Origin of the sequence: Planktothrix sp., assembly GCF_046067725.1 — a bacterium.
Lineage (GTDB): Bacteria > Cyanobacteriota > Cyanobacteriia > Cyanobacteriales > Microcoleaceae > Planktothrix.
The window spans coordinates 1-13,487 of sequence record NZ_JBJUDF010000162.1 but is presented as its reverse complement, the minus strand read 5'-3'; the positions used below and the strand labels follow the sequence as shown (position 1 = coordinate 13,487).

Here is a 13,487-nt window from a genome sequence, read left to right as displayed (position 1 = left end):
ACCATCTTCGGAAACCGTATAAGGCAAATCAGGGTGTTTGGCATCCATGAGCTAAGACATCTATTAGGCTGTAGATGAATTATAACATGGGGAAGTTCATCTTTCCACTTGGCTCAGGATTGTCTCAATTGAGAGTTTCCCTGAATTAGAGGGGTTTTCGATTCACGTTACCGTGAAAAGCCGCTATGAATTTAACGGTTAATCATTTTGAAAATATCAGCCGATCCCGGCATTAACATTCGGGAGGCTAAATTGTAGAAATAGATGAAGCCATTGTAGAAGTAAAGTCCTTCTAACATATAATCGGCTAACAGAGAAATAAAGTAATTTTCGGGGTTGGGATTATCAATATATGTTTGATAAATCCCGGCGATAAATTCACAGCGATCGCGTAAAACTTCATCTGTTCTCCAAAAATCATAGACAAAATTTCTTCGATCCGATGGAATAATTGTTTCAATCATGTATTGATACATTGTGTTCAGTTAGGTTCGCTAATCCTAACCCGCTTTATTCAAGCTGCCATAAGTCACCTTATGGATCAGACTATATCTTCAACCCATTGGGTTGCTCCCCATTTCGAGCCGCTTGGCTCTACGCCTTTTGGCTAGTCGTTGAACTTTTGACCAATCCAACTTCTTGACATAAATCACCGATAACAAGACGGGTTATGAGCTACGCTATTAATTAGCGAAAATGCAGTTGTCTTGTTTAATTCACTGTGCTTTTCACAAAGAAAATTATAGATTTCAGTCCATGAACAGTCATCCAGCAACATTGTCGCAATAGACTTGATTGTAGAATCAGGGTATTTACGACTTTGTAGTCCTAGCTGTACTGCATGAATTATATTTTCTTGATGAGAAACTATTTCAAGATTGGATAAATGATTATTTAACTTATTCCCGTCAATATGATTGATCTCAAATACCGAATCGTCATACTGTCCACGATAAGTTGCATAAACTAGAATATGGACAGCAATCGTTCGTTTCTCAAGATGATCCATTTGTCGAAAATAATAAGTAAATCGAGCATAACCAATAGAATCACAAACAGGATTAATGATTTTTTTGTGGCAAAATTTAAGATTTCTCCTGCCTCATTAATATAATATTGTTTGGTTTCTAAATGGCTTATATGCCGAAAACTTTTTCCATTATATTCAACAAACTCAAAATCCATTTCTTCATAATTGTCACTGACCCACATCAAGTTTTCAAGAGAAACATTGAGATTGTTACCATCCAAGTAAACTAACTTAGTGGCATTTTGGGGTTTGGGTAAATAAGCCGCAGCAACAATTTCTGAAACCAAATATAGTTTTCTTGAAAGCGATACACGAACACAGCCTTTCGTGTGCTGTTTCAATAATTTATCTCCTTTGAAAACTTGTCCATCAGGAGTGACACTATATTCGGGATTAAAGGGAATAGGCTTTTTCATTTTTGGTCACTTAGCTGCTGATTGTCTCTATCGTATATTTTAGAATATTCGAGTGAGATTTTCCAGCAATTAAAGGAGTGATCGATCGCCATTACTGACGAAAGGAGCTATCAATTAACTCTGATTGTGCATTGCTTCTTGAGAAGTTTGTTCTGCCATACACAGACTAATTTCTGGAGCCGTTACACAACTTTTTAGATGTGGAATATTGCAAGTTTGTACCGAATCAAGGAATGTTAAATAGCTTAAAATTCCATCAAATGCCCAGCGTTCATCGGGAGTTAAATTAACATAATCAACGACATCCTGAGTAATATCTAATTTTTCGGGTACCCAGTTAGAGTCGATGGTAATGTTGCCATTAACCATCTCTCCTCCGAAACCGTGCATGAGACTTTCACCTCACACGGCTACTCAATACACTTACTGAAATATCAGACTTCCTGACTAGATTGTTTATCCAATCTTGTCTTCTGATGATGGCAATGGCGATGAAGGGCTTGAAGATTTTTATATTCATCTTTTCCGCCTTGTGATTTAGGTGTAATATGGTCAATTTCAATCACATCTTCATCATAAAAATAATGTCCGCAATGGTTACATTTTCCCTTTTGGTACTTTAAGATTTTTGCTAATCTTTGAGGTACATTCGGGTGTTTACCTAGTTTGGCGCGACCGTATACCCAATCTCCGTCATAAGGACTTTTATCACCCTTGACTTTGTTGTAAACTAAAGGATTGCTTGTGGTTTCAAAGTCCACATGGAAAAATAATTTAGCTTCATTGGATGTAAATACCCAATTTCTTTTGCCATCTTTTCTCCAATATTTTCTTGAAGCCTTTCCTATGGTTTTACATCGTTTCTTAGCCCATCTTCTAAGTTTTAGGTAAGTCAAATTATCTTGCTTTTTAAAGATTCCTAATGTTTGAGCATCGGAAAATGAATAATAGCGACTCCATCCGATAATTACAGGATTTAATTCTTTAATTAAGACGGATTGGGGACTACTTTCATGTCTAAGGATAATTGACTTGATTTTTTCTTGATGAGCTTTGAGATTGTCTTGGGTTGGAGTGAGGTAGGTTTTAAACTCAACCTTTTTATTCCCGGCTTTATGTTGATGATATTTACCAACTCTGTACTGTTGTACATGATAGCCAAGGAAATCAAATCCCGCTTTTCCATCAGAAGATAAATCCGCCTCTAAACTATGGGAAATACGGGTTTTTTCAGGCTTGAGTCCTAAGCCAATGTCACTGAGCCACTCAGTAATGATTTCTTGGCACTTCTCGATGACAAACTTTTCCTTATGGAGAACTAGAAAATCATCAGCATATCGGATAAATCCCAATGAACTTACCCTTCTTTCTTTGCTTTTTACAAGCCATCTGTTCTGCGTCTGATTCCAGTCCTTTAGAGGAACAGTTTTGATGTATTCGTTCAGTCGTTCCTCTAATCCATGAAGGGCGATATTAGCCAACAAAGGTGATATGACTCCCCCTTGTGGTGTTCCTTCAATGGTTTCATGAAATTGTTTGTTATCAAGAACTCCAGATTTCAGCCAAGCTCTAATTTGATGCTTGACTTTACCTTTTACGCCAAGTTTATCGAGTAATTTTTGATGGTCAATTTTGTCAAAACATTTAGCGATATCTGCATCTAGTACATATTTAGCTTCATGTTTTAAGTGATTTTTAATTTGACACATCGCATCGTGACATGAGCTTCCTGGTCTAAAGCCATAGCTATTAGGTTCAAATTTTGCTTCCCATTCAGGCTCTAGGGCTAATTTAACCAATGCTTGTACTGCACGGTCGTACATTGTGGGTATTCCCAATGGACGTTTTTCTTTTTGATTCCTTTTGGGTATCCATACTCTTTTTGTTGGTTTGGCTTTCCCTGTAATCTGAAGTCGTCCTGCAAGGTGTAAACGAGCTTTTGGGGACAAAGATTTAACTCCATCCACTCCTGCCGTTTTCTTCCCTTGATTATCTTGAGTAACCCGTCGTACCGCTAAGACTCGGCTTGACCATGACCTCATGAGTGTTCTCTGAAGCTTGCGGACTTTTTTGACATCGCCATCTCGTGAAGCTGCGTAGATTCGTTTTTGTAAGCGGAAAACATATCTCTCGACTTTATGCCAATCGATATTTCTCCATTCCTCACTATTAGGTTTAATTTCCGAATGTGAATTAGACATTTAACCTACTACTTCCAAAATCTAGCTATCAGCATATTGCGAGATACGTCTGCTTATCTCGGACATTACTCCATCCCTTTTCAGGCATTCCATGTTAATTCATGGTGAGAAGACTGCTTCTTATCCCATCCTTCCCAATTTCAGCCTAGTTTCCTAGATTTTTCGTCTTGATTGACTTCTTAATATTTCGACCTGATATTAAGAGCTTGAAACTGGGTTATCTCGTTCCTTTGTATTCATTGATTTGAACGTTTTAGGGTGTACCTTTCCACCGGAGGTATGAGAAGTGCAAATCCAGAAAACTTCGATATCGGATTTCTCTACTCTTGTCGGTTATTTCCGACGCAGGGCGTGTCCAGAACACAAGCTTATATTCCCTGCTGCGCGATAACGATGGCTCAACGGTACTTCGTTTGTTCTACCCATGACGTTCCTGCCACTTCTTAACTGTTTTCAGCAATTATCAGTCTTGAAACTGTCCCCGCTTTACTAAATTGATAATCAGTCACCTTAGTAGGGGCTATCCTCCATGGATATGTCAGGGCGTTTCCTCTTGCACTGAGAGGCTAGGACTTGCTTAAGATAAGCTCACCTAGATGAATACAAAAGTTATTCCTAAATTCTTCAGGAACTAACCGTCCCGATGCCTTATTCCGCAAGGATTTGAGCATCTTTAGGTTAAACGAGTCACACGAAATTTTCGCGCATTTGTTTATACAAACCGACAGCCCAGGAATAACGCACATCGTTTAAGTCGGGTAAGGTTCGAGCGTCACCGCTCTCCCCTCCCCTAAGAACCGTGCGTGACTATTACTAATCACACGGCTCAAGCCTTACTTCAAGCCTTCAAACTTGGTTTTACTGTGTACCTGCTTATGGCACGCAATGTGCAGGTGCATCAGGTTTTCGGTGTCGTCCGTTCCACCTTCTGCAACAGGTACTATATGATGGGTTTCGATATTTTCACCATTGAATAGGTGTTCTCCGCAAACGGTGCATTTCCATCCTTGTTTTTTGGCTATTTGTTCATATTTAGAACCTTTTGCCCAGTATTTCTTGCCGTTGTTTGTGTTGCGGTTCTCCCAATATTCTTTAAGGTTAGGGTCATCTGGACTGCTATTGCTTTTGATTTTTATGTGTCTTTCTATGGGTGTACTACTGATGTCATATAGGATATAGGTTTTTTCCTTTCCTTTCCTACCAGTCCCTTGACACATAAATGTCCAATCTTTCCCTTTTAACCGGGTGAAGTATTTCTTTTTAACCCATTCTGTTGATTTGGCATGATGCCTACGCCGCGCCCATGTCCAAAGGTATTGCCATACTCTATGTGAGATATAATCAAAGACTTCCTTACTAACTACACCTCTATAGTAGTTAGCAAAGCCCCGGAGAATTGGATTTAACTTCTTGATGACTTCTTCTTGAGTCGAAGCTTTCATCATTGATATGGTTTCCCCTATTTTCTGACAAAAAGCTAAGACCTTTTCTTTCTGAGGTTTGATTAATAGTTTGCCTTTATAGCGACGCACGTTAAACCCCAAGAAATTGAATCCGTCCTCTATGTGTACTATCCTTGTTTTCTCCTCGCTAATATTAAGTCCTCTTTCTGCTAACCATTGCTTAATCAGGATTAGCACTTTTTCTAGTGTCTCTTTATCCCTTGATGTTATTACAAAGTCATCTGCATATCGAATGACACCTAGAGTAGTCCTAGTTTTATGTTGATAGACCTTACCAGTTTTCTTGTTTACATTGTCATGGTATTGATAGACTGGTAGGCTTTCAATTACTTCCTCTAATCCGTGTAATCCAATGTTAGCCAGTAGTGGACTTATAACACCTCCTTGCGGAGTACCTGTATGGGTGGGATTGTGGACACAATCATAGACGAATCCTGCTTTCAACCATTCTTTAATTAGTTCCTTTTTGGGAAATGAATTAATCATATTCAGAATGGATTCATGGGCAATGTTATCGAAAAATCCTTCAATATCCGCGTCCAGAATATAAGAGTCTGTCTCTCTGCTGTTTTTCACGCTTAATCTTTGGAAACATTGAGCGATAGCATCCTGACAGCTTCTTCCGGGTCTGAATCCGTATGAATTAGGCTCAAACACCGCTTCCCATTCGGGTTCTAGTGAGTTTTTGACTATTGCCTGTGCGACTCTATCCTTTACGGTGGGAATTCCGAGAGGACGTTTCTTGCCATTTGCTTTGGGGATATACACCCGTCTTGTGGCTTTTGCTTTTGGCATCTTCCATTCTTGGACAAGTTTTACTCGCTGTGCGGGTGTATTTACAACCTCCTTATCTATTCCCGCAGTTTTCTTTCCGGTGTTAACCTGAGTAATTTGTCTGACACTTAGCAATAGGTTGGCGTAGTTTCTGATTAACAGTTTTTGCAGCCGTCGTAGCTGCTTCCACTGACCAAGTTTTCGGGCACGGAAAATTCTTTGACGTAAATTCCTAACAATCTTGTGGGCTTTCTTCCAATTTACTTGGCTCCAGTCCTCTAGTTGTCCGTTGACTCCATTTATCAGTTTTGCTGACATCTAACTTTTATCTCCGTTTGGTTTCTTTGTCATTGTCTTTTCCGTATAAGACCCAAGAGAAGTCTGCTATTCCTTTCGGTCAGGGGCAAATTTAGAACCCCTATCCCTCTTATTACCAGAGGGCTTTCGCTTTTTCTCTCATCCTTTACCCTCCAAAGGATTCCGCCTTTCTTACGATTGGCCTACTTAGTTTTTCGACCTCGACTAAGACTTTGTAGGGCTTATCCTGTTGTATCGTTTGAATTTTCTCGATGGGTTAGGGCGGCTGTCTTTACTGCGGGAGGGGTTTTGTTTCCACGTCTAAATAAATGCAGTATATTTAGACCACCTCCTTACCATTTTGGTTAGAGCCTATCAGGGTAATTTGGCTCCTCAAACTATCACGCAGCATAATCAACAACTTAGACCCTGTTCGTCCTTCCCATCTTTTCCCTCTAGCTCCTTGACCGCTTAACCCTAGCAGCTTCAGGCTACATTTAGGACGTGCATTCCCACCATTTCATTACTTACTTTGGTAGTCGTCGGACTCTTGCGAGTCTTTTCTACGAGGGCTAGGGGTGGAAATCCCTAGAGGACTTCGCAGTCCCAGTTCAAACGACCAGTTCAGGTCGCACCTGCATTAAATTCGTGGTTTCCCCAAACCAAATTGAACGATGAGCAATATCATCATTCCCATCGGGGTTAAAAATCGGATTAACGGGCATTTTTTTAGGTTGTTGATGCCCATTGCTATCCATTAGGGATGATGAAAAGAAGTCTAAGGTCATACTTGCAAAATAGAGTAGTGCCAGATTACTTTATAGCAAAAAATAGCTAATCGTGGGTTACTCTCACTTTTTTTCAAGTTATTGTAAATTTTTACTTCGCTTATATTTAACTTATTAAACTCACATTAATTACGGATAACGAATAACTAACACCTTTGTCCCACAATCTAGGTTTAATTTTTGTTGAGCATTGCCACCATTGAGTGCAATTTCTACCCAATGATGAGAGCCAACTAATGCTATAAATTGACCTGATGGTACGTCTCCATAGGTTTGACCGCTTGGAATCAGACAGGACAAATCTGATAGAATTTGGGGTTGATCCTGCCATCTTTTTTTATCCTTTTTAGAACATTTTCTAGCGGATTTTTTCTTTTTTGGCTTTTTATCTTTTTTCTTTTTCTGTTTATTAATTCCTACATACCATTTTTGACCAGCAACCGCTTTCCCAGGAATATTGGTGACTAAATTTCCAAATCCATCAATATATTGAATACATCCTTCTATTCCAAAATCGGTGATCTGATAGGGCGGTAAAGATAACTTGACTAAGGTTTTTGGGTCAATGAAGGTTCCTAATTGCTCGAGGGAAATACCTGATGCTAAATGAGCACCAACAGCAGCAAAGATATCTCGACCCTGAAAGGTGGTACTCGGTTGATTAGTCCGCCAATATTGAGGATGATTTAATTCAATGGCAGTTATTTCAGATTGTTCTAAACCCTGAGAATTATGATTAATATTAGAATTCAGAACAGGTTCTAATATTCCGGTTAATAACCCATTATCTGGCCCGACAAAATAATGATTTTTATAGTGAATGATGATCGCCCTGCGTTGAGTTCCTACACCGGGATCAACCACTGCAATATGAACGGTTTTTTCGGGAAAATAGGAATAAGCATTCATCAAAGAAAACCGACCCGCCGCAATATTTTGAGCCGGGATTTCATGGGTTAAGTCAATAATATTAATATGAGGATTAATTTGATTAATGACTCCTTTCATAACACCGACATAAATATCTTTTAAACCAAAATCTGTTAAAAGTGTTATGATGGGATGAACTTTTATATTCATTGAATAAAAATTAAAATGAACAGTCAATGGGAAAATTTTCTCAAAAATTTGGGAAACTGGCAAGGGTTTTTCACTGAGTTCTCGCCCCAAGAAGAACGAATCAGAGAGATTCCTAGTCATCTTACCCTGGAAAGTTTGAATCAGGATCAAACAGTAAGCCTGACCCTAAAATGATCTTATCCTAATACAGAGAAAGAATCGGTTTTAGGATAAAATGCAAGAATCAGCAATTGATTTCTGAACCGAAAACTAGAAATGAGTCAAATAATAGATAGACAACTGAACGAATTTATAGAAAAATCTCGGTTACTAACAGGGCAAATCATTCAAGAAAGAGAGCCTTGGAATACAGAAGTTACAGCACAAGCCATCAGACATTTTGCTTATGGGATTAGCGACGATAATCCCCTATGGCTCGACCCCGATTATGCCCGCAAGAGTGATTATGGCAGTCTCGTTGCGCCCCCCACTTTTTTAACTTCAGTATTATACCCATCACTGCATGGATATCCAATGAAAATACCGATGTCCAATTTAATTGGAGAACTAGAATATGAGTGGTTTGTCCCAATTTTAGAAGGAGATTCCTTAAATCCATCTGCGAAACAAACAGGGGTTTACGAGTCTAAAGATCGTCAAAATCGTCCCTTGGTTTGTATCCTTTCAGAAACAAGCTACTGGAATCAAAAGCAAGAATTAGTCGGTCAAGCTAAGAGTAACTTAGTGTGGGCTGCACGCACAGAAAACGATCTTTTAGTCAATCGTTCAATTTACCAATATTCCGAGGAAGAATTGGCAGAAATTGGCAAAGCTTTAGAGCAGGAAAGTCGAAGGGGCGATCGCATTTTATGGGGAGAAGATTTAGAGATTGGTACTCAACTTCCCCCCCTAGTGCGTGGCCCCTTAACGGTGGGTGATTTGATTTGTTGGCAAGCTGCAATTGGCCCGTCTTATCGTCCTGGGGCTTTAGGGTATCACGATCTTCTCAAAGCTCCTCATACTGCGGTTCAAAATCCGATCACAGGCTGGTCAATTAAACATTCTCAACACCATGAGGATTTTCTCTTAGCAAAACAACGGGGAATGCCCGCCCCCTTTGATAATGGGGTGATGCGCTTTGCTTGGCTGTCTCCGTTGCTAACGAATTGGATGGGCGATCGCGGACGACTTAAACGCTTATCGGTACAAATGATCGCTCCAGTTTTATATGGAGATACCATTTGGTATCAAGGAACAGTTATTAAAAAAACAGCGTGTGAATTAGGAATTTTAGCCCAAGTCAAAATTACAGGTACAAATCAACTGGGAGAATTAACGACTACAGGAGAAGCAGAAGTTTTACTTGCTTGTCGGACGCCTGAAGACAGTTTGGTTGAGTTTATTGTTGCTAATTCTTATCCAGAAGAACCTTGTTTTCATCAATTCATTGAAGCCCAAGTTGAACGAAGACCGACTGCGATCGCCCTAATTGATTCTCACCGACAACTCACTTATCGAGAGTTCAATCAGCAAGCTAACCAACTGGCTCATTATCTTCAGCAATTTAATCTCAAACCTAATACTTTAATTGGAATTTGTTTAGACCGCTCTTGCGAATTTGTGATCGCGATTCTTGCCATCCTGAAAGCAGGTAGCGGTTATTTACCCCTAGATCCTGACTATCCGGCAGAGCGTTTAGCATTTATGTTAAAAGATGCCCAAGTTCCGGTTGTGATCACTCGTAAAGAACTCAGAAAAAACCTTCCAGAGTCAGATATCAAGTTTATTGATCTCGACTCAAACCCGTTAGAAATTGCCCAGCAAAGTTTAGAAAATCCAGCCAATGCAGTTAGTTCTAATGATCTAGCTTATGCAATCTATACATCTGGCTCCACAGGTCAACCGAAAGCCGTTTGCATTCCCCATTATAGCTTATCTTCTTATCTACAATCAATTGTTTTGCCTTTAGGAATTGAACCCAGCGATCAATATTTACATACGGCTTCTTTTGCCTTTTCAGCCGGGGTAAGGCAAACGCTTTTACCCTTATTTGTAGGAGCAACATTAATCATTGCTGATCGCGAACAGAGACAAGATCCTGTACAGCTTTTCCAACTGATTAAAAATGCCAAAGTTACCATTTGGGATACGGTGCCGACCATCTGGCGATTCTGTATCGATTTTTTGCAAGAAATAGATAGTAATGTCAGATTAAATTTACTGAATAATTCCTTACGATTAATTTTAGTGACCGGAGAACCTTTAGCTTGGAATATTCCCCAAGATTGGCGTTACCAAATCCAACATCATGCCCAAATGATTAATTTGTATTCCCAATCTGAAACAACGGGAACTGTAAGTTATTATATCATTCCTGAAGCGTTTCAAGATCAAACCGGAATTGTCCCTTTAGGAAAGCCGATTGAAGATGTAACAATTTTATTACTCGATGAAGATTTAAAACCCGTACCCGAAGGAGAAATCGGTGAACTATGTGTAGCTGGAAAACGTCAAGTATGCAGTTATCTTAATCGTCCAGAATTAACGGCAAATAAATTTATTCTTAACCCCTTTGAAGGAATAACTCACCTTTATAAAACAGGGGATTTAGCTCGTTATTCACCAGAGGGAGTATTAGAGTTTGTTGGTCGGAGCGATCGCCGAATTAAAATCAGAGGATTTCGAGTTGAACTAGAAGGAATAGAAGCAACTTTAAATCAGCATCCAGATGTCAAAGAAACGGTGGTTATTGCTAGGGATGATTTACCGAAAGATAATAACTTAGTCGCTTACGTTGCGACTAACCACCATTCTTTAAATCCAGCAGAATCGAATCAAATTCAAGAACAAATTCGCAATTTTATCGCACAAAAACTACCCGAATATGCTGTACCCAACTTTATTGTATTATTAGATCATTTGCCCCGAAATCCTAACGGTAAATTAGAGCGACGTCATCTACCTTCTCCCAAATCATTAACGAGTCAAAACAGTAACTTTATTGCGCCGCGCGATGAATTAGAATTAGAATTAACCCAGATTTGGGAAAGTATTTTAGACACTCAACCAATTGGCATCCAAGATAACTTTTTTTCTTTGGGAGGTCATTCTCTTTTAGCCGTTCGTTTGTTTGCTAAAATTGAGCAAATCTTTAACCACAATTTACCCCTATCTATTCTTTTTAATGCTCCTACGATTGAGCAACTCGCTCATCTTTTGCGTCAGGAAGGATGGTCAACCGCTTGGTCATCGTTAGTTGCAATTAAACCCAACGGATCAAGACCTCCTTTATTCTGCATTCATGGCGTAGGTGGCAATATTTTATCTTATCGAAATTTAGCCAATTATCTCCCTTCAGATTTACCCGTTTATGGGTTACAAGCGGTAGGGTTAGATGGCAAACAACCTTATTTAACTACAATTGAAGCTATGGCGGAACATTATCTCACAGAAATTCAGTCGGTTCAACCGCAAGGCCCTTACTTTTTATTAGCGCATTCTTTTGGGGGAAAAGTCATTTTTGAAATGGCACACCAACTTTATCAACAAGGTCAAAATATTGCCTTATTAGCTTTGTTAGATTCGTCTTCCCCGGAAGAAAAGTTTATTCCTGTTTCTCCAGCCGAAGAACAGCAGCGCAAAGAAAAATTTATGAGTCAATTACCTCCTTGGTCACAAGAACCGGGAATTTTACCTTTAATTGAAGTTTTATACCAAGCAAAACGCCGATATGAAGCCAAGCTTTATCCGGGTAAAGTGGTTTATTTTAAAGCTAAAGAAGAACAGTCAAGAAAGACCGATCTATTTATCTCGAACTGGCGAAAGTTTGCGAAAGAAGGCTTAGACTATTATGAAGTTAGTGGAGATCATTGGTCTATGCTTGAAGAACCTCACGTTCAAGATTTAGCTAAACAAATAGAATTGTATTTGGCTATGAATTTTTCTTAAAATCCAAGATGGAATTCGTTTAGAAGCGAAAACCGAGACATTATTAAAAAGTATTTGGCATGACTCAAACCTCCCTGGCTCAAACGGAAAATAGCATTCAAATTATCAGCCTTGCCAAGAGTAGCGTGATCGCTTTAACTTTACAATTGGCAGGTGTGACTCTGGCTTACCTGGTTCAAGTCTTTCTCGCTCGCTGGATGGGAAAAACTGAATATGGGATTTACGAATATGTGATCACTTGGTCTTTGTTATTAGCCGTACCTGCCAGCCTGGGTTTGCCTAGGGCTGTTGTTCGTTTTATTAATGAATACCGCGTCAAGCAGGAGTGGGGACTTCTGCGAGGACTGGTACTGGGTAGTTGGCAACTCACCATAGGGATGGGTTTGTTTTTGGGTGTGTTGGGTACAGGATTAATTTTCCTCGTCAACCATTACTATCAATTTTCTTATGCTCCGGTTTTACTGATTGGTATTTGGTTAGTTCCCTTACAAGGGTTAGTTTTATTGCAAGAAGATCTAGCCCGGGGAGCAGAAAATATTATCCTCGCTTACACTCCCACGAAAGTAATTTGGCCGATGCTCGTACTGTTTGGGGGGTTTTTTCTCTGGCATGATCAGCATATTCTTGGCAGCATTTCGATGACTGAGATAGCCTTGGGGACACTGTTAGGAATTATCGCCCTACAAGCTGGTCTGGTCTGGTTCAAATTTCATGGTGATATTGTTGCTACCGACCCCATTTATACTCCTAAAGCTTGGTTAAAAGTTTCCCTACCTCTCCTGCTTTATCGCGCCTTCCGAGAACTTCTGGTGCAAACGGATATTTTAATGTTGGGTTCATTTGTTGGCGCTGCTGCGGTTGGTATCTATAGTCCGGCTTCCAAAACGGCTTTGTGGGTGAGTTTTGTGTTGCAAGCCATTAATATTGTCGTTGCACCTGCTTTTGCCATTCTCCACACCCAAGGTGAGCGGGCTGAATTACAAAAGGTCATTTCTATCGTTACGGTTTGGATTTTCTGGTCGTCAATTGCTATTGGAGTCACCTTAATGATTTTTGCCAAACCCCTCCTGGCAATTTTTGGCCCGGAATTTACCGAAGCTCATTGGGCTTTAAAAATTCTGGTTATCGGACAATTGGTTAATGCTTTATCGGGTTCGGTGGGCAATTTACTTTCAATGACCGGCTATCAAAATCAATTAATGTTAGTTTCGGGTTGTACTGCTTTAATTAATCTGGTTTTAAATGCAATTGCTATTCCTTTGTGGGGCACTGTGGGAGCGGCTTTAACCACTGCTCTTACCCTCAGTATTTGGAATGTCTGGCTGGCGATGATCGTGATTCGTAATTTAGAAGTTAATCCTACTGTTTTTTCAAATTTGGGACTTGGGACAAATCAGAGTCGTGTTTCCCGTTGAGTAAGCGGCAAAGGAATTGTTATTGAATAAAATCCCTCTATTATTAAGGGAAGTTAGGGAGAGGGGGGAATTCGGGTGCGATCGCCTATTTTATAT

Annotated in this window: 11 protein-coding genes; 3 read left to right on the top strand and 8 right to left on the bottom strand. The window is 39.7% G+C overall.

What is annotated here, in order from left to right; genetic code table 11:
• Positions 1-191: 191 nt before the first annotated feature.
• The 8 genes from ACKPEB_RS09720 to ACKPEB_RS09685 form a co-directional block, all read right to left on the bottom strand.
• A complete protein-coding gene (locus ACKPEB_RS09720) occupies positions 192-476 on the bottom strand; it encodes a ribonucleotide-diphosphate reductase subunit beta (protein WP_408964680.1) in 285 nt (94 codons plus the stop codon).
• Between the two features lie 173 nt (positions 477-649).
• Positions 650-1,009, bottom strand: coding sequence for an HNH endonuclease (locus tag ACKPEB_RS09715; RefSeq protein WP_408964679.1), 360 nt, complete (start codon positions 1,007-1,009; stop codon positions 650-652).
• Positions 967-1,446 carry a hypothetical protein gene (locus ACKPEB_RS09710; protein WP_408964678.1) on the bottom strand — a complete coding sequence of 160 codons (480 nt, stop codon included), beginning with the start codon at positions 1,444-1,446 and terminating at the stop codon, positions 967-969. Before ACKPEB_RS09710 ends, ACKPEB_RS09715 begins: the two co-directional genes overlap by 43 nt.
• Positions 1,447-1,560: 114 nt before the next feature.
• On the bottom strand, positions 1,561-1,836 hold the full coding sequence (locus ACKPEB_RS09705) for a ribonucleotide-diphosphate reductase subunit beta (RefSeq protein ID WP_408964677.1): 276 nt from the start codon (positions 1,834-1,836) through the stop codon (positions 1,561-1,563).
• 44 nt (positions 1,837-1,880) lie between these two features.
• The gene (ltrA, locus tag ACKPEB_RS09700) at positions 1,881-3,647 is read right to left on the bottom strand and encodes a group II intron reverse transcriptase/maturase (RefSeq protein ID WP_408964676.1); all 1,767 of its coding nucleotides are present in this window, start codon (positions 3,645-3,647) and stop codon (positions 1,881-1,883) included.
• Between the two features lie 833 nt (positions 3,648-4,480).
• Positions 4,481-6,202 (bottom strand): group II intron reverse transcriptase/maturase, encoded by a 1,722-nt coding sequence (gene ltrA, locus ACKPEB_RS09695; protein WP_408964675.1) that lies wholly within the window; start codon positions 6,200-6,202, stop codon positions 4,481-4,483.
• A gap of 590 nt (positions 6,203-6,792) precedes the next feature.
• A complete protein-coding gene (locus tag ACKPEB_RS09690; RefSeq protein WP_408964674.1) occupies positions 6,793-6,969 on the bottom strand; it encodes a hypothetical protein in 177 nt (58 codons plus the stop codon).
• Between the two features lie 129 nt (positions 6,970-7,098).
• Complete coding sequence (locus tag ACKPEB_RS09685) at positions 7,099-8,043, bottom strand: S-adenosyl-l-methionine hydroxide adenosyltransferase family protein (RefSeq protein ID WP_408964681.1); 945 nt, start codon at positions 8,041-8,043, stop codon at positions 7,099-7,101.
• A gap of 21 nt (positions 8,044-8,064) precedes the next feature.
• Between ACKPEB_RS09685 and ACKPEB_RS09680 the strand changes: the two genes are divergently transcribed.
• From ACKPEB_RS09680 to ACKPEB_RS09670, 3 genes are all read left to right on the top strand, one after another.
• Positions 8,065-8,223, top strand: coding sequence for a DUF3598 family protein (locus tag ACKPEB_RS09680; RefSeq protein ID WP_408964673.1), 159 nt, complete (start codon positions 8,065-8,067; stop codon positions 8,221-8,223).
• A gap of 81 nt (positions 8,224-8,304) precedes the next feature.
• Entirely contained in the window at positions 8,305-11,976 is a 3,672-nt protein-coding gene (locus tag ACKPEB_RS09675) for an amino acid adenylation domain-containing protein (protein WP_408964672.1), read from the top strand.
• 59 nt (positions 11,977-12,035) lie between these two features.
• Complete coding sequence (locus ACKPEB_RS09670) at positions 12,036-13,391, top strand: flippase (RefSeq protein ID WP_408964671.1); 1,356 nt, start codon at positions 12,036-12,038, stop codon at positions 13,389-13,391.
• Positions 13,392-13,487: the final 96 nt, after the last annotated feature.

Excerpts from the sequence above, each read along its gene's own strand:
- ACKPEB_RS09715 (WP_408964679.1), bottom strand. The coding sequence starts at position 1,009 with ATGGATCATCTTGAGAAACGAACGATTGCTGTCCATATTCTAGTTTAT.
- ACKPEB_RS09720 (WP_408964680.1), bottom strand. The coding sequence starts at position 476 with ATGTATCAATACATGATTGAAACAATTATTCCATCGGATCGAAGAAAT.
- ACKPEB_RS09690 (WP_408964674.1), bottom strand. The coding sequence starts at position 6,969 with ATGACCTTAGACTTCTTTTCATCATCCCTAATGGATAGCAATGGGCAT.
- ACKPEB_RS09710 (WP_408964678.1), bottom strand. The coding sequence starts at position 1,446 with ATGAAAAAGCCTATTCCCTTTAATCCCGAATATAGTGTCACTCCTGAT.
- ACKPEB_RS09670 (WP_408964671.1), top strand. The coding sequence starts at position 12,036 with ATGACTCAAACCTCCCTGGCTCAAACGGAAAATAGCATTCAAATTATC.
- ltrA (WP_408964675.1), bottom strand. The coding sequence starts at position 6,202 with ATGTCAGCAAAACTGATAAATGGAGTCAACGGACAACTAGAGGACTGG.
- ACKPEB_RS09675 (WP_408964672.1), top strand. The coding sequence starts at position 8,305 with ATGAGTCAAATAATAGATAGACAACTGAACGAATTTATAGAAAAATCT.
- ACKPEB_RS09705 (WP_408964677.1), bottom strand. The coding sequence starts at position 1,836 with ATGCACGGTTTCGGAGGAGAGATGGTTAATGGCAACATTACCATCGAC.
- ltrA (WP_408964676.1), bottom strand. The coding sequence starts at position 3,647 with ATGTCTAATTCACATTCGGAAATTAAACCTAATAGTGAGGAATGGAGA.
- ACKPEB_RS09680 (WP_408964673.1), top strand. The coding sequence starts at position 8,065 with ATGAACAGTCAATGGGAAAATTTTCTCAAAAATTTGGGAAACTGGCAA.